General features: G+C 63.6%; 19 protein-coding genes. 8 read left to right on the top strand and 11 right to left on the bottom strand.

Features of this window, described 5'->3' with window-relative positions:
* Positions 1–440: 440 nt before the first annotated feature.
* Complete coding sequence (locus C4K39_RS01925) at positions 441–881, bottom strand: hypothetical protein (protein ID WP_124345541.1); 441 nt, start codon at positions 879–881, stop codon at positions 441–443.
* Between C4K39_RS01925 and trmL the strand changes: the two genes are divergently transcribed.
* Positions 880–1335, top strand: coding sequence for a tRNA (uridine(34)/cytosine(34)/5-carboxymethylaminomethyluridine(34)-2'-O)-methyltransferase TrmL (gene trmL, locus C4K39_RS01920; RefSeq protein WP_068589431.1), 456 nt, complete (start codon positions 880–882; stop codon positions 1333–1335). The two genes, C4K39_RS01925 and trmL, sit on opposite strands and share 2 nt — an antisense overlap.
* A gap of 167 nt (positions 1336–1502) precedes the next feature.
* Here trmL and secB read toward each other — a convergent pair whose 3' ends face one another.
* From secB to C4K39_RS01905, 3 genes are read right to left on the bottom strand one after another with little or no spacing between them, the layout of a single operon-like run.
* Entirely contained in the window at positions 1503–1985 is a 483-nt protein-coding gene (secB, locus tag C4K39_RS01915) for a protein-export chaperone SecB (protein WP_068589434.1), read from the bottom strand.
* Between the two features lie 41 nt (positions 1986–2026).
* Positions 2027–2281, bottom strand: coding sequence for a glutaredoxin 3 (gene grxC / locus C4K39_RS01910; protein WP_068589437.1), 255 nt, complete (start codon positions 2279–2281; stop codon positions 2027–2029).
* The gene (locus tag C4K39_RS01905; protein ID WP_068589440.1) at positions 2281–2694 is read right to left on the bottom strand and encodes a rhodanese-like domain-containing protein; all 414 of its coding nucleotides are present in this window, start codon (positions 2692–2694) and stop codon (positions 2281–2283) included. Before C4K39_RS01905 ends, grxC begins: the two co-directional genes overlap by 1 nt.
* Before the next feature lie 150 nt (positions 2695–2844).
* Between C4K39_RS01905 and gpmI the strand changes: the two genes are divergently transcribed.
* From gpmI to C4K39_RS01885, 4 genes are all read left to right on the top strand, one after another.
* Positions 2845–4374 (top strand): 2,3-bisphosphoglycerate-independent phosphoglycerate mutase, encoded by a 1530-nt coding sequence (gpmI, locus tag C4K39_RS01900; protein ID WP_124345540.1) that lies wholly within the window; start codon positions 2845–2847, stop codon positions 4372–4374.
* A gap of 135 nt (positions 4375–4509) precedes the next feature.
* Entirely contained in the window at positions 4510–5796 is a 1287-nt protein-coding gene (locus C4K39_RS01895) for a murein hydrolase activator EnvC family protein (RefSeq protein ID WP_124345539.1), read from the top strand.
* A 31-nt stretch (positions 5797–5827) separates the two neighbouring features.
* Positions 5828–7138: a S41 family peptidase gene (locus C4K39_RS01890; protein ID WP_124345538.1), complete on the top strand. Its 1311-nt coding sequence runs from the start codon at positions 5828–5830 to the stop codon at positions 7136–7138.
* 98 nt (positions 7139–7236) lie between these two features.
* Entirely contained in the window at positions 7237–8046 is an 810-nt protein-coding gene (locus C4K39_RS01885) for a divergent polysaccharide deacetylase family protein (RefSeq protein ID WP_068589452.1), read from the top strand.
* 77 nt (positions 8047–8123) lie between these two features.
* Here C4K39_RS01885 and C4K39_RS01880 read toward each other — a convergent pair whose 3' ends face one another.
* The 7 genes from C4K39_RS01880 to C4K39_RS01850 all read right to left on the bottom strand — a co-directional run bounded on the left by C4K39_RS01880 (position 8124) and on the right by C4K39_RS01850 (position 13977).
* A complete protein-coding gene (locus tag C4K39_RS01880; RefSeq protein WP_068589455.1) occupies positions 8124–8879 on the bottom strand; it encodes a substrate-binding periplasmic protein in 756 nt (251 codons plus the stop codon).
* A gap of 63 nt (positions 8880–8942) precedes the next feature.
* The gene (hisF, locus tag C4K39_RS01875; RefSeq protein ID WP_068589458.1) at positions 8943–9713 is read right to left on the bottom strand and encodes an imidazole glycerol phosphate synthase subunit HisF; all 771 of its coding nucleotides are present in this window, start codon (positions 9711–9713) and stop codon (positions 8943–8945) included.
* A gap of 87 nt (positions 9714–9800) precedes the next feature.
* Complete coding sequence (hisA, locus tag C4K39_RS01870; protein WP_068589461.1) at positions 9801–10538, bottom strand: 1-(5-phosphoribosyl)-5-[(5-phosphoribosylamino)methylideneamino]imidazole-4-carboxamide isomerase; 738 nt, start codon at positions 10536–10538, stop codon at positions 9801–9803.
* 102 nt (positions 10539–10640) lie between these two features.
* Positions 10641–10901, bottom strand: coding sequence for a DUF2164 domain-containing protein (locus C4K39_RS01865; protein ID WP_068589463.1), 261 nt, complete (start codon positions 10899–10901; stop codon positions 10641–10643).
* Positions 10902–11540, bottom strand: a complete 639-nt coding sequence (gene hisH / locus C4K39_RS01860; protein WP_068589465.1) for an imidazole glycerol phosphate synthase subunit HisH — start codon at positions 11538–11540, stop codon at positions 10902–10904.
* Positions 11540–12133: an imidazoleglycerol-phosphate dehydratase HisB gene (gene hisB, locus C4K39_RS01855; RefSeq protein WP_010453482.1), complete on the bottom strand. Its 594-nt coding sequence runs from the start codon at positions 12131–12133 to the stop codon at positions 11540–11542. The genes hisH and hisB overlap by 1 nt, the downstream gene beginning before the upstream one ends.
* Positions 12134–12315: 182 nt before the next feature.
* Positions 12316–13977, bottom strand: a complete 1662-nt coding sequence (locus tag C4K39_RS01850; RefSeq protein ID WP_068589470.1) for an OFA family MFS transporter — start codon at positions 13975–13977, stop codon at positions 12316–12318.
* A 493-nt stretch (positions 13978–14470) separates the two neighbouring features.
* Here C4K39_RS01850 and C4K39_RS01845 point away from each other — a divergent pair, with 493 nt between their 5' ends.
* From C4K39_RS01845 to C4K39_RS01835, 3 genes are read left to right on the top strand one after another with little or no spacing between them, the layout of a single operon-like run.
* Entirely contained in the window at positions 14471–16696 is a 2226-nt protein-coding gene (locus tag C4K39_RS01845; protein ID WP_068589472.1) for an AsmA family protein, read from the top strand.
* A complete protein-coding gene (gene mutY, locus C4K39_RS01840; protein WP_068589475.1) occupies positions 16693–17760 on the top strand; it encodes an A/G-specific adenine glycosylase in 1068 nt (355 codons plus the stop codon). The genes C4K39_RS01845 and mutY overlap by 4 nt, the downstream gene beginning before the upstream one ends.
* Positions 17757–18029, top strand: a complete 273-nt coding sequence (locus C4K39_RS01835; protein ID WP_068589478.1) for an oxidative damage protection protein — start codon at positions 17757–17759, stop codon at positions 18027–18029. Before mutY ends, C4K39_RS01835 begins: the two co-directional genes overlap by 4 nt.

Below are 18029 nucleotides of genomic sequence, written 5' to 3'. Positions count from 1 at the left end.
GGCTTGCCCGCGATGTTTTTCGTGCACCGAAATGGTGAGCCTGCACCGCCAAAAGGCTCGGCCAGACGCAAGACTCGCTTGCGAACGGCCGCACCAGGCCGGGCAAGGAAAACTCAACAAAACGGCGAAAGCCCCGAAAAACGGGGCCTCCAGCTTGACCCTGCAATTAACTGAACCGTTTAAGCCTGAATTGGCACGCCCCCTGCAATAACAAGATCACGAGCGCCACCGCTCACCCGTTTTGGGGACCTTGGTACAGGCAGGCCGAGGATTCCCCTCTTTAACACCCGGCCCACTCGCGTCAAGCGAGCAGGCCACGGTTTCGGGGACCCTGGTACAGGCAGGCCAGGGCTCCCCTCTTTAACACTCGGCCCGCCGCGTCAAGCGAGCAGGCCACGGTTTTGGGGGCCCTGGTACAGGCAGGCCGGGGTTTCCCTCTTTTATTGCTCTCGCAAGTGGATCTCCAGGCGCCAGCGCCCGTCCACCGCGCCCCCGCTCCATTCGCCCCGCAGGGGGCGCGCGGCCACCAGGTTCAGCAACAAGCCCTGGTCCGCCAGGCGTATCCGCCAATTCACCATTCGCTGATTGACCTGCAACTGGCCCTGCTGCGCCCGGCCCGAAGCATCGAACAGCAGCGCCACGGCCCCTTCGACATGCTCGCCATGCACCTTGGGCTCATGGTTGAACCAGATCACCAGGCCATCGGGCACGGTCTGCACCTCTTGCAACTGCACCGGCTCGGGCTGGGTCAGGCGACCGATCATCAGGCCGATCATCACCCCGACAATGGCCAGGGAGCCGAATACCCGCAGCATTAGCTTCGGCCGCGAGTCTTCTTCAGGCGTAGAATGCTGCCTGTCTTTCTCTTCGGAGCCGTGCATGTTTCACGTCATCCTCTTCCAACCAGAAATTCCGCCGAATACCGGCAACGTTATCAGGCTCTGCGCCAACAGCGGCTGCCACCTGCACTTGATCGAGCCGCTGGGTTTCGAAATGGACGACAAGCGCTTGCGCCGTGCCGGCCTCGACTATCACGAGTACGCCACCCTGCAACGCCATGCCGACCTCGCCAGCTGCCTGGAGAGCCTCGGCCATCCACGCCTGTTCGCCTTCACCACCAAGGGCTCGCGCCCCTTCCACGATGCCAGCTTCCAGGAGGGCGATGCCTTCCTGTTCGGCCCGGAAAGCCGTGGCCTGCCAGCAGAGGTACTGGACGCCCTGCCCGGCGAGCAGCGCCTGCGCCTGCCCATGCGCGAAGGCTGCCGCAGCCTTAACCTGTCCAACACCGTGGCGGTGGCGGTCTACGAAGGCTGGCGCCAATTGGGCTTCAAATAAGCGCCTGCTTGTGCAGGAGCCAAGCTCGCTCGCGATGACCGGTAACGCGGTGCTCAGGCGTTTCGCGTCGCCCTTGTCGCAGGCCAGCCTCGCGCCTACCTGGAGGTTTCACCCAGCCATGAAAAAAGCGCCGTCAAAGGCGCTTTTTTCATGGCTGGGTGAAGCACTTATTGAACGGTGTTCTCGCCAGCGGACTGCACGCGTTGCAGCTCCTGGGCGTACAGCGCGTCGAAGTTCACCGGAGCCAGCATCAGGGCAGGGAACGAGCCGCGGGTCACCAGGCTGTCCAGCGCTTCGCGAGCGTACGGGAACAGGATGTTCGGGCAGAAGGCACCCAGGGTGTGGCTCATGGAAGCCTCGTCCAGGTTCTTGATCAGGAAGATGCCGGCCTGCTGGACTTCAGCGATGAAGGCCACTTCGTCGCCATTCTTCACGGTCACGGACAGGGTCAGTACCACTTCGTGGAAATCGGCTTCCAGGGCTTTCTGACGAGTGTTCAGGTCCAGGGCGACGCTGGGCTCCCACTGCTGGCGGAAGATCGCCGGGCTTTTCGGCGCTTCGAAGGACAGGTCACGCACATAGATGCGCTGCAGGGAGAATTGCGGTGCGCTTTCGTCTTCGGCAGCAGCAGTGTTCTGTTGGTCAGTCATCTCAGATCCTTCTTGATCTTGGGTCTATAAGGTTAGGAATTTCAGGCCGCCAGCAACGCGTCGAGCTTGCCGGCGCGTTCCAGGGCAAACAAATCATCACAACCACCTACGTGGGTGGCACCGATCCAGATCTGCGGCACGGACGTGCGTCCGGCTTTCTGGCTCATCTCGGCGCGCACCTGCGGCTTGCCATCGACCTTGATCTCTTCGAAGGCTACGCCTTTGCTGGCGAGCAGATGCTTGGCCCGCGAGCAATAAGGGCAGTAATCACTGGAATAGACGATGACCTGGGACATTACTTCACCAATGGCAGGTTATCGGCCTTCCAGCTGGAGACACCACCGGACAGCTTGGCCGCGGTGAAGCCGGACTTCATCAGCTCGCGGGCCTGGGTGCCGGCGTGCTGGCCCTGGGCGTCCACCAGGATGATGGTCTTGGCCTTGTGCTTCTCCAGCTCGCCGATGCGGGCGGCCAGCTTGTCCTGGGGAATGTTCAGCGCACCGACGATGTGGCCAGCGGCGTATTCCTTGGATGGGCGGATATCGATCACCACGCCCTGCTCGCTGTTGACCAGCGCGGTCAGTTCGCCGGTGCTGAGGCTGCGGCCACCGCGGCTCAGTTCGTGAGCGATCAGCAGGGCCAGGAGAATGACGAAGGCGCCGACGAGCAGGTAGTGTTCAGTAGCGAATTGAATCAGGTGAGCAACCATCTAAGGAGGTTCCAGGGCGTGAAAATGCCGGCCAGTATACACAGCCCTCAAGGTCGGCCAAACCCCGCCCGGCGGTGACGCCGATTGAACTTGCCTTTAAACTGCCACTCCCTTTTTCAACACCTCCTTATCCAGCCACGAGTGGACGCCATGACTACCACGCCTAAACCTTTGGTCCTGATGATTCTGGATGGCTTCGGTCACAGCGAGAGCCACGAATCCAACGCTGTCTATGCCGCGAACAAGCCTGTCCTGGATCGCCTGTGCGCCAGCGTGCCCAACGGCCTGATCTCGGGTTCGGGCATGGACGTCGGCCTGCCGGACGGCCAGATGGGCAACTCCGAAGTCGGCCACATGAACCTCGGGGCCGGCCGCGTGGTGTACCAGGACTTCACTCGGGTGACCAAGGCCATCCGTGACGGCGAATTCTTCGAGAATCCGACCATCTGCGCCGCCGTGGACAAGGCCGTGGCCGCCGGCAAGGCCGTGCACATCCTCGGCCTGCTGTCCGATGGCGGCGTGCACAGCCACCAGGACCACCTGGTGGCCATGGCCGAACTGGCCTTCAAGCGTGGCGCCGAGAAAATCTACCTGCACGCCTTCCTCGACGGTCGCGACACCCCGCCCAAGAGCGCCCAGTCGTCCATCGAACTGCTGGACGAAACCTTCAAGACCCTGGGCAAGGGCCGCATCGCCAGCCTGATCGGCCGCTACTTCGCCATGGACCGCGACAACCGCTGGGACCGCGTGGCCCAGGCCTACAACCTGATCGTCGAGGGCCAGGGCCAGTTCAGCGCCGCCACCGCCCAGCAAGGCCTGCAAGCGGCCTACGAGCGCGATGAAAGCGACGAATTCGTCAAGGCCACCACCATCGGCGAACCGCTCAAGGTCGAGGACGGCGATGCCGTGGTGTTCATGAACTTCCGCGCCGACCGGGCCCGCGAGCTGAGCCGGGTCTTCGTCGAGAACGATTTCAAGGAGTTCGAGCGCGCACGCCAGCCGAAACTGGCCGGTTTCGTCATGCTCACCCAGTACGCGGCCAGCATCCCGGCCCCGGCGGCCTTCGCCCCCAGCAGCCTGGAAAACGTGCTGGGCGACTACCTGGCCAAGAACGGCAAGACCCAGCTGCGCATCGCCGAGACCGAGAAATACGCCCACGTGACCTTCTTCTTCTCCGGCGGGCGCGAAGAGCCGTTCCCGGGTGAAGAACGCATCCTGATCCCGTCGCCGAAGGTCGCTACCTACGACCTGCAGCCGGAAATGAGCGCCCCGGAAGTCACCGACAAGATCGTCGACGCCATCGAACACCAGCGCTACGACGTGATCATCGTCAACTACGCCAACGGTGACATGGTTGGCCACAGCGGCGTGTTCGAGGCTGCCGTCAAGGCCGTGGAATGCCTGGACCTGTGCGTCGGGCGTATCGTCGATGCCCTGGAAAAGGTCGGCGGCGAAGCGCTGATCACCGCCGACCACGGCAACGTCGAGCAGATGTCCGACGAAACCACCGGCCAGGCCCACACCGCCCACACCACCGAGCCGGTGCCCTTCATCTATGTCGGCAAGCGCCCATTGAAGGTCCGTGAAGGCGGTGTCCTGGCAGATGTGGCCCCTACCATGCTCAAGCTGCTGGACCTGCCACAGCCCGCGGAAATGACCGGCAAGTCGATCCTGGTCTGATAGCAAAAGGCCCAATAATGGGCCGGAAACGACTTTTTATGACGAACGCCTCAAAGCAGTTGGCTTTGAGGCGTTTTTTTTGCAGCGATGGGCGGGCATACTAGGCCGTCCCTTTCCCTGGTGTCGCCCGCCTCTATGCTTCGCGCCCTGATTGCCCTTGCTCTGACCTGCCTGCTCCAACCGGCTTTTGCCGACGAGCGTGCGCAAACCCAACAACAGTTGGACGCCACGCGTCAGGACATCACCGAGCTGAAGAAGCTGCTGGGCAAACTGCAGGAAGAAAAGTCCGGAGTACAGAAAGAGCTGCGCGGCACCGAGACCGAGATGGGCAAGCTGGAGAAGCAGGTCGAGGCCCTGCAGAAAGAGCTGAAGAAAAGCGAATCCGAGCTGCAGCGACTCGATGAGGAGAAAAAAAAACTCCAGAGCGCGCGCACTGAACAGCAACGACTGATCGCCATCCAGGCCCGGGCCGCCTATCAGAACGGGCGCCAGGAGTACCTCAAGCTGCTGCTGAACCAGCAGAATCCTGAAAAATTCGCCCGCACCCTCACCTATTACGACTACCTGAGCCAGGCCCGCCTGGAGCAGTTGAAGAACTTCAACGAGACCCTGCGCCAGCTGGCCAATGTGGAAAAGGATATTTCCCTGCAGCAGGCCCAGTTGCTGGTGCAGAAAAGCAGCCTCGACACCCAGCGCGAGGAGCTGGCCAAGGTCCGCAAGGAGCGCCAGCTGGCCCTGGCCAAGCTCAACGACGACGTCAAGGCCCGGGACCAGAAGCTGCAACAGCGCGAACAGGACCAGGCCGACCTGGCCAAGGTCCTCAAGACCATCGAAGAGACCCTGGCACGCCAGGCTCGCGAGGCGGAAGAGGCGCGCCAGAGAGCGCTGATCGCCCAGCAGGAAGCCGAAAAAAAGCGTTTGCGTGAAGCCCAGGCCGAGACCAGCGATGCACCGCGCAAGCCGGTCCATTCCACTCCCGGGGCCCTGGTCTCCAGTAACGGTCCCTCCTTTGGCGGAGCATTCGCTTCGGCCCGGGGCAAACTTCCATGGCCAGTCGATGGTCGACTATTGGCGCGCTTCGGTGAAACCCGTGGCGACGACTCCCGCTCCAAGTGGGACGGCGTGATGATCAGCGCTGCCGCTGGCAGCCAGGTGCATGCCGTACACGGCGGCCGGGTGGTGTTCGCCGATTGGCTGCGCGGTGCCGGGCTGCTGGTGATCCTCGATCATGGCAACGGCTACCTGAGCCTCTACGGGCACAACCAGACGCTGCTCAAGGAAGCCGGCGACGTGGTCAAGGCCGGAGAGTCCATCTCCACAGTGGGCAATAGTGGCGGACAGGACACTCCTGCGCTGTACTTTGCAATTCGTCAGCAGGGTCGCCCCAGCGACCCGGCACAGTGGTGCCACGCGCAAGGATAAGCGCTGCATCTAAATTAGGAGTTCGTTCGACATGCTGCATTTGTCCCGCCTTACCTCGCTGGCCCTGACGATCGCCCTGGTGATCGGCGCGCCTCTGGCGTTTGCCGCCGAAACCGCTCAATCGGCAACCGCCGCGACGACCAAGGCGCCTTTGCCGCTGGAAGAGCTGCGTACCTTTGCCGAGGTGATGGATCGCATCAAGGCCGCCTATGTCGAACCTGTCGATGACAAGACCCTGCTGGAAAACGCCATCAAGGGCATGCTCAGCAACCTCGACCCGCACTCGGCCTACCTGGGGCCGGAAGACTTCGCCGAGCTGCAGGAAAGCACCAGCGGCGAATTCGGCGGCCTGGGCATCGAGGTCGGTGCCGAAGACGGCTTCATCAAGGTGGTGTCGCCGATCGATGACACCCCGGCTTCCAAGGCCGGCATCCAGGCCGGCGACCTGATCGTCAAGATCAACGGCCAGCCGACCCGTGGCCAGACCATGACCGAAGCCGTGGACAAGATGCGCGGCAAGATCGGCCAGAAGATCACCCTGACCCTGGTCCGCGACGGCGGCACGCCATTCGACGTGACCCTGGCCCGCGCCACCATCCAGGTCAAGAGCGTGAAGAGCCAGTTGCTGGAGTCCGGCTATGGCTACATCCGCATCACCCAGTTCCAGGTCAAGACCGGCGAGGAAGTCTCCAAGGCCCTGGCCAAGCTGCGAAAGGACAACGGCAAGAAGCTCAACGGCATCATCCTCGACCTGCGCAACAACCCGGGCGGCGTACTGCAGGCCGCGGTGGAAGTGGTCGACCACTTCATCACCAAGGGCCTGATCGTCTACACCAAGGGCCGTATCGCCAACTCCGAACTGCGTTTCTCCGCCACCGGCAAGGACGAGAGCGAAGCCGTGCCGATGGTGGTGCTGATCAACGGCGGCAGCGCCTCGGCCTCGGAAATCGTCGCCGGCGCCCTGCAGGACCAGAAGCGCGCCGTGCTGATGGGCACCACCAGCTTCGGCAAGGGCTCGGTACAGACCGTGTTGCCGCTGAACAACGAACGCGCCCTGAAGATCACCACTGCGCTGTACTTCACCCCCAACGGTCGCTCGATCCAGGCCCAGGGCATCGTCCCGGACATCGAGGTGCGTCGCGCCAAGATCACCAGCGAATCCCAGGACGGCGAGTACTTCAAGGAAGCCGACCTGCAGGGTCACCTGGGCAATGGCAACGGCGGCGCCGACAAGCCAAGCGGCTCTGCCGGCAAGGCCAAGCCGATGCCACAGGACGACGACTACCAGCTGGCCCAGGCCCTGAGCCTGCTCAAGGGGCTAAGCATCACTCGCGGTAAATGATTGAACCCTCGCCGGCCCGCCGACTCCCAAGCAGGGAGCCGGCTAGCCGGCGAAGCGTCCGCCAGGGCGTCCCACTGCCAAGGCCATTGCTGATTCCCATGCTGCACTTTCCTTCGACGCACAGCCGCCAGCCGCTCTCCCGGCTGCTAGGCGGCTTGCTGCTGGCCCTGCTCTGCTGCCTGCCCGTCCAGGCCGCCGCCCCGCAGGCGCCCAAGGCCTACCTGAGCCTGATCATCGACGACCTGGGCCAGAACCTGCCTCGCGATCGCCGTGTGCTGGGACTGCCCGGCCCGGTGACCACGGCGATCATGCCCGATACGCCCCACGCCGCCGAGTTCGCCCGGGAAGCCCACCGGGCGGGCAAGATCGTTATCCTGCACATGCCCATGGACCCGGCCACCGGGCCCTTCGCCTGGCACCCGGACCTGCCGCAGGAAGAACTGCACAAGCGCCTGGATGCAGCGTTCCAGGCCGTGCCCTACACCAGCGGCATCAACAACCACATGGGTAGCCGCATGACGTCCCAGCGACCGGCAATGGCCTGGCTCATGGGCGAGCTGCAACGGCGCAACAAGTTCTTCGTCGACAGCCGCACCAGCGCCCAGACCGTGGCCGCCGCCGAGGCACAGAAAATCGGCCTGGCCAGCGTTTCCCGGGATGTATTCCTCGACGATGAGCGTACCGAGCCGGCGATCGCCCGGCAGTTGCAGACAGCCATCGACCTGGCCCGCAAGCAGGGCTCGGCGGTGATGATCGGCCACCCGTATCCGCAGACCCTGGCAGTGCTGGAACGCGAACTGCCCAAGCTCAAGGCCCAAGGCATCGAGTGGATCGATATCAAGTCGATGATCAGCCTGCGCAGCAACCAGGCCATGAGCGGCCATGGCAAGAACGGCAAGTACAGATAGGGCAGCGCTAAGCGACAAGCCTCAAGCTGCAAGCCAAAGCGCCGCCAACCTGCTGTTACTTATAGCTTGCCGCTGATCTAGAGATAGCGGCCCATGATCTCTTCCACCAGGCCTTCCTTGCGCATCTCGTCCAGGGCGGCCTGGAGCTTGGCCACCACTTCATCGGACACATCCTTGTTCAGCGCCAGGTACAGCTCGGCGCTGTTGAAGCGCAGCACCGTCTTGAGGCCGGTGATACCTTCCTGCTTGGCCAGGTAGCGCCCGGCCGGATCACCGGTGGCCCAGAGGTCGATCTGCCCCGCCACCAGCTTCCTGGCGTTGTCCTGGTCCCGTAGCACCACCTGCGGGGCCAGGCCCTGCTTGGCCAGGGTCTCGGCGATGGCATCGCCCTTGTAGGCGCCGATCTTGTACTTGCGCGCCTGCTCCAGGGATTCGAGGGTGATCTTGCTGCCGGCCTTGGCCAACATGATCCAGTCGTCCGGGCCGATGGGGCCGACCCACTTGAACAACGGCTCGCGGTCCGGCAGCCGGGCCGTGACGAACACGCCATAACCCGGTTGCTCCAGGGCCATCTTGTAGATGCGTTCCCAGGGAAAGCGCAGGGTCAGGCTGTAGTTGATGCCGGCGCGCTTGCACATCTCACGGACGATATCCACGGCGATGCCGTTGATATTCTCGCCCTGGGCGAAGTTCTTGCCGTTGATGGCCATGTTGTAGGGAGGGAAGTTTTCCGTCAGCAACACCAGGGAGGTGTCGGCGGGTTCAGCGGCGCGGGCGAGGCCACCGAGCAGAAAACCGGCGCTGGCGACAACCACAAGAAGACGTTTGAACATGACGGGCTACCCGAATCCATGGCGAACTCAAGAGTGCCGTGAGCCCGCCATGCTGTCCAGTGGCTATCGCACCACGATCCCGCGCTGGGCCATGTAGGCCTTGGCCTCGGGAACGGTGTACTCGCCGAAGTGGAAGATGCTGGCCGCCAGCACCGCGCTGGCGTGGCCCTCGAGGATGCCATCGGCCAAGTGCTGCAGGTTGCCGACACCGCCGGAGGCGATCACCGGAATACCCAGGGCATCGCTGATGGCCCGGGTCACGCCCAGGTCGAAGCCGTTCTTCATGCCGTCCTGGTCCATGCTGGTCAGCAGGATCTCGCCGGCCCCCAGGCCTTCCATCTTCTTCGCCCACTCCACCGCATCCAGCCCGGTGGGCTTGCGCCCGCCATGGGTGAAGATCTCCCAGCGCGGCACTTCGCCCGGGCCGGAAACCTTCTTGGCATCGATGGCGACCACGATGCACTGGGAACCGAAGTGCTGTGCGGCCTCGCCCACGAACTCCGGGTTGAACACTGCGGCGGTATTGATCGAGACCTTGTCCGCACCGGCATTGAGCAGGTTGCGGATGTCTTGCACGGTACGCACGCCACCGCCCACGGTCAGCGGGATGAACACCTGGCTGGCCATGCGCTCGACGGTATGCAAGGTGGTATCACGGCCATCGACGCTGGCGGTGATGTCCAGGAAAGTGATCTCGTCGGCACCCTGTTCATCGTAGCGCCGGGCGATCTCCACCGGATCACCGGCATCGCGGATGTTCTCGAACTTGACGCCCTTCACTACCCGGCCGTTGTCCACGTCCAGGCAAGGGATGATGCGCTTGGCTAGCGCCATAGACTTAATCTCCGATTAAGAAGCTTCAAGCTTCAAGCTGCAAGTAAGAGCAGGCCGAGACCGCGCTTTTAACTTGCAGCTTGCAGCTTATGGCTTGTAGCTGTCGCAGAACGCCTGAGCCTCTGCCACATCCAGCGTGCCCTCGTAGATCGCCCGGCCGGTGATGGCGCCGATGATGCCGGGGGCCTTGGCGTCCAGCAGGGCCTGGATGTCGCCCAGGTTGTGGATGCCGCCGGAGGCGATCACCGGGATCGAGGTGGCTTCGGCCAGGGCCTTGGTGAAGGGCACATTGCAGCCCTGCATCATGCCGTCCTTGGCGATGTCGGTGTAGACGATCGCCGAGACGCCATCGGCCTCGAAGCGCTTGGCCAGGTCGATGACCTGTACCGAGCTGACTTCGGCCCAGCCATCGGTGGCGACGAAACCGTCCTTGGCGTCCAGGCCGACGATGACCTTGCCCGGGAACGCGCGGCAGGCCTCGGCGACGAACTCCGGCTCCTTCACCGCCTTGGTGCCGATGATCACGTAGCTGACGCCAGCCTTGACGTAGTGCTCGATGGTTTCCAGCGAACGGATGCCACCGCCGATCTGGATCGGCAGGGTCGGGTAGCGCTTGGCGATGGCGGTAACCACTTCACCATTGACCGGCTGGCCCTCGAAGGCACCGTTGAGGTCAACCAGGTGCAGGCGACGGCAGCCACCCTCGACCCATTTGGCGGCCATGCTCACCGGGTCGTCGGAGAATACGGTGGAGTCTTCCATGCGACCCTGGCGCAGGCGCACGCAGGCGCCGTCTTTGAGGTCGATTGCGGGAATGATCAGCATGCTTTTTCCTTCGTCAAAAGAGCTGCAAGCTGCAAGCCATAAGCTGCAAGCGCGCACGCGTGTCTACTTCTTGCAGCCTGCAGCTTGAAGCTTGCCGCTGCCTTAATTCTTTTCGAGTGCCCACAGGTCGCTTTCAATGCCCTCGAACCGCTCCTTGAGGAGCAGCTGAACATCGGCAATCGCCCTGTTGTAGTAGTGGGGTGCAATGTCCTTGCTGAACAACTCGAGGACCTCGGCCACCTCGAACGACCCCAACTGCAGGTCGAAGCGGTCTTCGAGCAAGCGCTTGAGCTTGTCGAGCGCCTCGCGCTCCTGCTCGGGGGTCAGCGTCAGTATCGGCGCTTTGGTCCGCGACCTGTTCATTTACCAGCGACCGTCCCAGGCCGCGAAGTTCTGCAGCAGCTGCAGGCCATGGGTATGGCTCTTCTCCGGGTGGAACTGCACGGCAAAGCGCGAGCCTTCAGCCAGCGCCGCGGCGAAGTCCACGCCGTAGTGGCCGCTGCCCACCACCTGCCGGGCATTGCCGGCGGTGATGTAGTAGCTGTGCACGAAGTAGAAGCGCGCCAGGTCCGGGATGCTGTGCCACAGCGGATGGTCCACCGCCTGCTTCACTTCGTTCCAGCCCATGTGCGGCACCTTGAGGTGCTCGCCCTCTTCCACCAGGCCCTTGCCGAAGAACTTCACCTGGCCGGGAAACAGGCCGATGCAATCGACGCCGTCGTTCTCTTCGCTGTGCTCCAGCAGGGCTTGCATGCCCACGCAGATCCCCAGGAATGGACGGTCCTGGCTGACTTCACGCACCAGGGCATCGAAGCCCAGGCGGCGGATTTCGGCCATGCAGTCGCGGATCGCGCCCACGCCGGGAAACACCACCCGATCGGCTTCGCGGATCACGCTGGCGTCGCTGGTGATCAGCACCTTGCCGGCGCCCACGTGCTCCAGGGCCTTGGCCACGGAGTGCAGGTTGCCCATGCCGTAGTCGATGACGGCTACCGTCTGCATTACAGCACGCCCTTGGTGGAAGGCATCTGCCCGGCCATGCGCTCGTCCAGCTCAACCGCCATGCGCAGCGCACGGCCGAAGGCCTTGAACACGGTCTCGATCTGGTGGTGGGTGTTGTGGCCACGCAGGGTATCGATGTGCAGGGTCACGTTGGCATGGTTGACGAAGCCCTGGAAGAATTCCTGGAACAGGTCGACATCGAAGCCACCAACGGTGGCGCGGGTGAAGGGCACGTGCATCTGCAGGCCGGGACGGCCGGAGAAATCGATCACCACGCGGGACAGGGCTTCATCCAATGGCACATAGGCATGGCCATAGCGGCGGATGCCTTTCTTGTCGCCGATGGCCTTGCTGAACGCCTGGCCCAGGGTGATGCCGACGTCTTCCACGGTGTGGTGGTCGTCGATATGCAGGTCGCCCTTGCTTTCGATATCCAGGTCGATCAGCCCATGCCGGGCGATCTGGTCCAGCATGTGCTCGAGGAACGGCACGCCGATATCGAATCGGGCCTTTCCAGTGCCATCCAGGTTGATCGAGGCTTTGATCTGGGTTTCCAGGGTATCGCGCTCGACAGATGCCTTACGTTCGGCCATCACCAGCTCCGCAAAATCATTGGGCGAAAAAGGCGAGCAGTATAGGCCCGAGGAGGGCCAAACAGGAACACGTCGAACGACATCCTGACGGGCGCGAACCAGTGGCTGCGGGGTTGTACCTGTCATGACAAGCAACCCCGCGCGCGAAAGCGAGTGACCTCGCTCCCGCGCCAGGCAGGTTCCTAGTGGAACAGCACGGCAGTCTTCTGCAAGGTCACCCACACGCCCCATGCCAGGGGAATGCCCACCGCCAGCCAGGCGGCGATCACCAGCGGCTTGCTGGCAGGCGAGGCCTTCCATTCCAGGACGACGCTGCTGTCGGCGCCCTTGTCGTGGCCCAGGGCCTGCTCGGCCGCCAGTTGCTCGTCGGTCATGAAGTACTTGTCGGCCACCGGGCGCACCATCAGGTTGCACAGGAAGCCCAGCACCAGCAGGCCGGCGAGGATGTACAGGGTGATGTCATAGGCCGCGGCACGCTCGACGCCGATGCTCAACTGGTACTCGCGCAGGTAGTTCACCAGCACCGGGCCCAGCACGCCGGCAGCCGCCCAGGCTGTCAGCAGGCGACCGTGGATCGCGCCCACCATCTGGGTGCCGAACAGGTCCGCCAGGTAGGCTGGGACCGTAGCGAACCCACCGCCATACATCGACAGGATGATGCAGAACGCCGCCACGAACAGGGCGACGTTGCCCAGGTGGCCAAGGTTCGGAATCAGCGCATACAGGGCAAAGCCCAGGGCGAAGAACACGAAGTAGGTGTTCTTGCGGCCCAGGTAGTCGGAGAACGACGCCCAGAAGAACCGGCCACCGATGTTGAACAGGCTCAACAGGCCGGTGAAACCGGCGGCGATGGCGGCAATCTGCGCCAGTTGCCCGGCGTCCAGTTGGCTGAAGCTCAGGCCGTTGCCCAGCAGCTTGCCGGCGAACACTTCCTGCAGCAGTGGCGAGGCCATGCCAAGGATGCCGATACCGGCCGATACGTTCAGGCACAGCACCAGCCACACCAGGCGGAACTGCGGGGTCTTCCAGGCCACGTTCACGTGCACATGGCGGTGGGTGATCATGGCGTTGGCGGCTTTCTTCACCGGCGCGCTCCAGCCCTCGGGCTTCCAACCGGTGGGCGGTACGCGATACGCCAGGGCGCCGCCGATCATGAACACGAAGTAGATCGCGGCCATCACCAGGAAGCTCTGCCAGACACCGACGCTGGTCGGGGTGGCGAAGTGGCTCATCAATGCGGCGGCCAGGGGCGCACCGACCATAGCGCCACCCCCGAAGCCCATGATCGCCATGCCGGTGGCCATGCCACGCTTGTCCGGGAACCACTTGATCAGGGTCGATACCGGGGAGATGTAGCCCAGGCCCAGGCCGATCCCGCCGATCACCCCGGAGCCGATCCACATCAGCCAGATCTGGTGGGTATAGACCCCCAGGGCGGAAATCAGCAGGCCGCCGCACCAGCACAGGGCGGACACCACCCCAGCCTTGCGCGGCCCGGCATGCTCCAGCCAGCCGCCCCAGATCGCCGCCGAGCAACCCAGGAAGATGAAGAACAGGGTGTAGATCCAGCCGAGCATGGAGATCGGCCAGTCGCACTGGGACGAAAAGACCTGGGCGATGAAGCCCATGCCCGGCTCGCAAGCCACGGGCGCGCTGATACCCAGCGCCTTGGACAACGGCAGCCAGAACACCGAGAAGCCATAGGCCATGCCGATGCACAGGTGGATGGCCAGGGCGGCCGGTGGAACCAGCCAACGGTTGAAACCGGGCTTGGCGATAATGCGTTCTTTGGACAAGAACGCTGGCTGGGCGGCCGGGTTGGCGGCCGCGATGCTAGAGCTCATGGATGTTCCCCCAATTATTAGAATTGTTCATCGGCCACTCCCCTGCGACGACCTTGGCACGCAGGCGCGGTCGTTCTGTTGAGTAAAGCTTCCTTTGGGAAAGCGCGACATTAAGTCGCAGAAGGGCGGACGAACTGCGAGAGATTACCATCTGTGAAACATTAAGAAACCAAACCAGCAGGAGCTTTTTAGCGACGCCCTCATCGGCCAGCACCGGAAAACCTCCAGCCACTCTCCTCCTGTACCTGCCAACAAAAACTCAGCGCGCAGGATCGGCGCCCCATCCAGAGCGGGCAATGGCACTCGAGCGCCGGGCACCTGTCCCAGAACTATGCCTGGCGCCATGGCCACCACACACAGGCACAAGCCCCGGGTGCCGATATGCCGGCAGCTGCGACGCAAACGCCCACAAGCGGTTTGGGTCCACAGTCACAGGGGCCGGAGCGTTATACTGCCCCGCTAAATTTTGAATTCGACATACAAGGACTCGCCCATGAAAGCGTTCGGCAAAATCCTGGGTCTGGTAATCCTCGGGCTGTTATTGATCGTCGTGGCTCTGGGCTTCGCCCTGACCCACCTGTTCGATCCCAACGACTACAAAGACGAAATCCGCCAGATTGCCCGCGACAAGGCCCATATCGAGCTGACTCTCAACGGCGACATCGGCTGGAGCCTGTTCCCCTGGCTCGGCCTGGAACTGCACGATGCCGCGGTAGCCACCCTGGCCAACCCGACCCAACCCTTTGCCGACCTGCAGATGCTTGGCCTGTCGGTGCGCGTGTTGCCATTGCTGCGTCGCGAAGTACAGATGAGCGATGTCCGGGTCGAGGGCCTGAACCTGCGCCTGAACCGCGACAAGGACGGCCACGGCAACTGGCAGGACATCGGCAAGGCCGCGCCGGCCGACCGCCAGGCCGAGACGCCTGCCACCAGCACCGGTGAAACCGGCGAGGCTGCGGCTAGCGCGGAAAAACCCGCGCAGCCGATCCGCCTGGATATCGACAGCCTGACGGTGAACAACGCCCGGGTCGAATACAACGACGAGCAGACTGGCAAGCAGTTCACCGCCGAGAGCATCCAGCTCAGCACCGGGCCGATCCACGAAGCCACCAACACCCCGGTCAAGCTCACGGCCTTCCTGGCCAGCAACCAGCCAGCGGTACGCGTGCGCACCGAACTCAATGGCGAACTGCGCTTCGACCGCGCCCTGCAGCGCTACCAGTTCGAGGACATGCGCCTGTCCGGCGAAGTGGCCGGCGACCCCTTGCAAGGCAAGACCGTGACCTTCTCCGCCCAAGGCCAGTTGCTGCTGGACAAGGCCGCCAACGTCGGCCAATGGACGGGCCTGAAAGTCTCTCTCAACCAACTGCGCGCCCTGGGTGAACTCAAGGTCAACGACCTGGACAAGGTGCCCCAGGTCAGCGGTGGAATCTCCATCGCCCAGTTCGACCTGGCGAAGTTCGTCGACAGCATCGGCCAGACCCTGCCGGCCATGGCCGAAGGCAGCCTGAGCAAGGTCGAGCTGGCCAGCCGCCTGCAAGCCACGCCCACCAGCCTGGCCCTGGAGGACCTGAACCTGAAGCTGGACGACAGCACCTTCAGCGGCCGCCTGGCCGTCGAGGACTTCGCCAAGCAATCCCTGCGCGCCCAGCTCAAGGCCGATACCTTCAATGTCGACCGCTATCTGCCGCCCAAGTCCGCGGCAGCCAACAGCGCCGCCTCGGCGCGCAAGGCCGAAGTACAGAGCAGCGAGGCCGATGCGATGGCAGGCGCCGGCACCACCCCCCTGCCCAACGCTCCGACCAAGGGCGCCTGGAGCACTGACCGGTTGTTGCCGGTGGAGCGCCTGGCCAAGCTCGACGTGGACGCCGACCTGAACTTCGGCAAGTTGACCCTGGACAAGCTGCCGATCCAGAACGCCGCCCTCAAGGCGTCCGGCCAGGGTGGCCTGCTGAAGCTCGAGAACCTGCGGGGCGAGCTGTACAACGGCAACTTCGAGGCCAGCGGTACCCTGGACGTGCGCCAGAGCACGCCACAACTGGGCCTGCAAACCCGAATCAGCCGGGTGCCGGTGGAGCGCATCCTGGAGAGCCAGGGCCAGACCCCACCGGTCAAGGGCCTGGTGACCCTGAACAGCAATCTCACCGGCAGCGGCAACAGCCAGAAGGCCCTGGTCGACAGCCTCAACGGCAATGTCGGCTTCAGCATCAACAACGGCGTGCTGCTCAACGCCAACATCGAGCAGCAACTGTGCCAGGGCATCGCGGTGCTCAATCGCAAGAACCTGACCAGCACCCCGCGTGGCAAGGACACTGCGTTCCAGGAACTCAAGGGCAACCTGACCCTGCGCAACGGCGTGGCCAGCAACCCGGACCTGAAAGTGCGCATCCCCGGCATGAGCGTCAACGGCAACGGTGATATCGACCTGCGCGTACTGGGCATGGACTACCGCGTGGGCATCATCGTCGAGGGCGACCTGAGCGATAACCCGGACCCGGCCTGCCAGGTGGGCGAGCGTTTCCGTGGTATCGAGCTGCCGCTGCGCTGCCGTGGCCCGCTGGAACTGGGCGCCAAGGCCTGCCGCCTGGACAAGGACGGCCTGGGCCAGGTGGCCGCCAAGCTGGCGGGCGACCGCCTCAAGGAGAAGATCGACGAGAAACTCGGCGACAAGGTCAGCCCGGAACTGAAGAACGCGATCAAGGGGCTGTTCAAGCGATGAGAGCCGAGGCTTTTTCCAGCGCGGTGCTGGACTGGTACGACCGTCACGGGCGCCACGACCTGCCCTGGCAACAGGACATCAACCCGTACCGAGTCTGGGTCTCGGAGATCATGCTGCAACAGACCCAGGTCAGCACGGTGCTCAATTACTTCGATCGCTTCATGGCCTCCCTGCCCACGGTGCAAGCCCTGGCCGAAGCGCCGGAAGACGAAGTGCTGCACCTGTGGACCGGCCTGGGCTACTACACCCGGGCGCGCAACCTGCAAAAGACCGCGAAGATCGTGGTGGCCGAATACGGCGGCGAGTTCCCCCGCGACGTGGAGAAACTCACCGAGCTGCCAGGCATCGGCCTGTCCACCGCCGGGGCCATCGCCAGCATCAGCATGGGCCTGCGGGCGCCGATCCTCGACGGCAACGTCAAGCGGGTCCTGGCGCGCTTCACGGCCCAGGAGGGCTATCCGGGCGAGCCCAAGGTGGCCAAGCAGTTGTGGGCGACCGCCGAACGCTTCACCCCCCACGCACGGGCCAACCACTACACCCAGGCGATGATGGACCTGGGGGCGACCCTGTGCACCCGCAGCAAGCCCAGCTGCCTGCTGTGCCCCCTGGAACGACATTGCGAAGCGCACATGCTCGGCCTGGAAACCCGCTACCCAGTGCCCAAGCCGCGCAAGGAAGTCCCCCAGAAGCGCACCCTGATGCCGATGCTGGCCAACCGCGAAGGCGCCATCCTGCTCTACCGCCGCCCTTCCAGCGGCCTCTGGGGTGGGCTCTGGAGCCTGCCGGAGCTCGATGACCTGGACGACATCCGGCACCTGGCCCTGCAACATTCCCTGGAGCTGGGTCAACAACAGCAGATGCCCGCTCTGGTACACACCTTCAGCCACTTCCAGCTGGCCATCGAGCCCTGGCTGATCCGGGTCGAAGAGTCGGCCCTGCACGTCGCCGAGGCCGACTGGCTCTGGTATAACCTCGCCACCCCGCCGCGCCTGGGCCTTGCCGCCCCGGTGAAGACACTGCTCAAACGCGCGGCTGAAGTATTGAATGCAGGAGAGTCGTCATGACCCGCACCGTAATGTGCCGCAAGTACCAAGAAGAACTGCCAGGCCTGGAACGTCCTCCGTACCCGGGCGCCAAGGGCCAGGATATCTACGAGCATGTCTCGGCCAAGGCCTGGGGCGACTGGCAGAAACACCAGACCCTGCTGATCAACGAAAAGCGCCTGAACATGATGAACGCCGAGGATCGCAAGTTCATCCAGGCGGAAATGGACAAGTACTTCTCCGGTGAGGAATACGCCAAGGCCGAAGGTTACGTGCCGCCAGCGGAGTAA

Source organism: Pseudomonas sessilinigenes, assembly GCF_003850565.1.
In the GTDB taxonomy this organism is placed as follows: Bacteria; Pseudomonadota; Gammaproteobacteria; order Pseudomonadales; family Pseudomonadaceae; genus Aquipseudomonas; species Aquipseudomonas sessilinigenes.
This window is presented reverse-complemented; position numbering and strand designations above follow the sequence as displayed.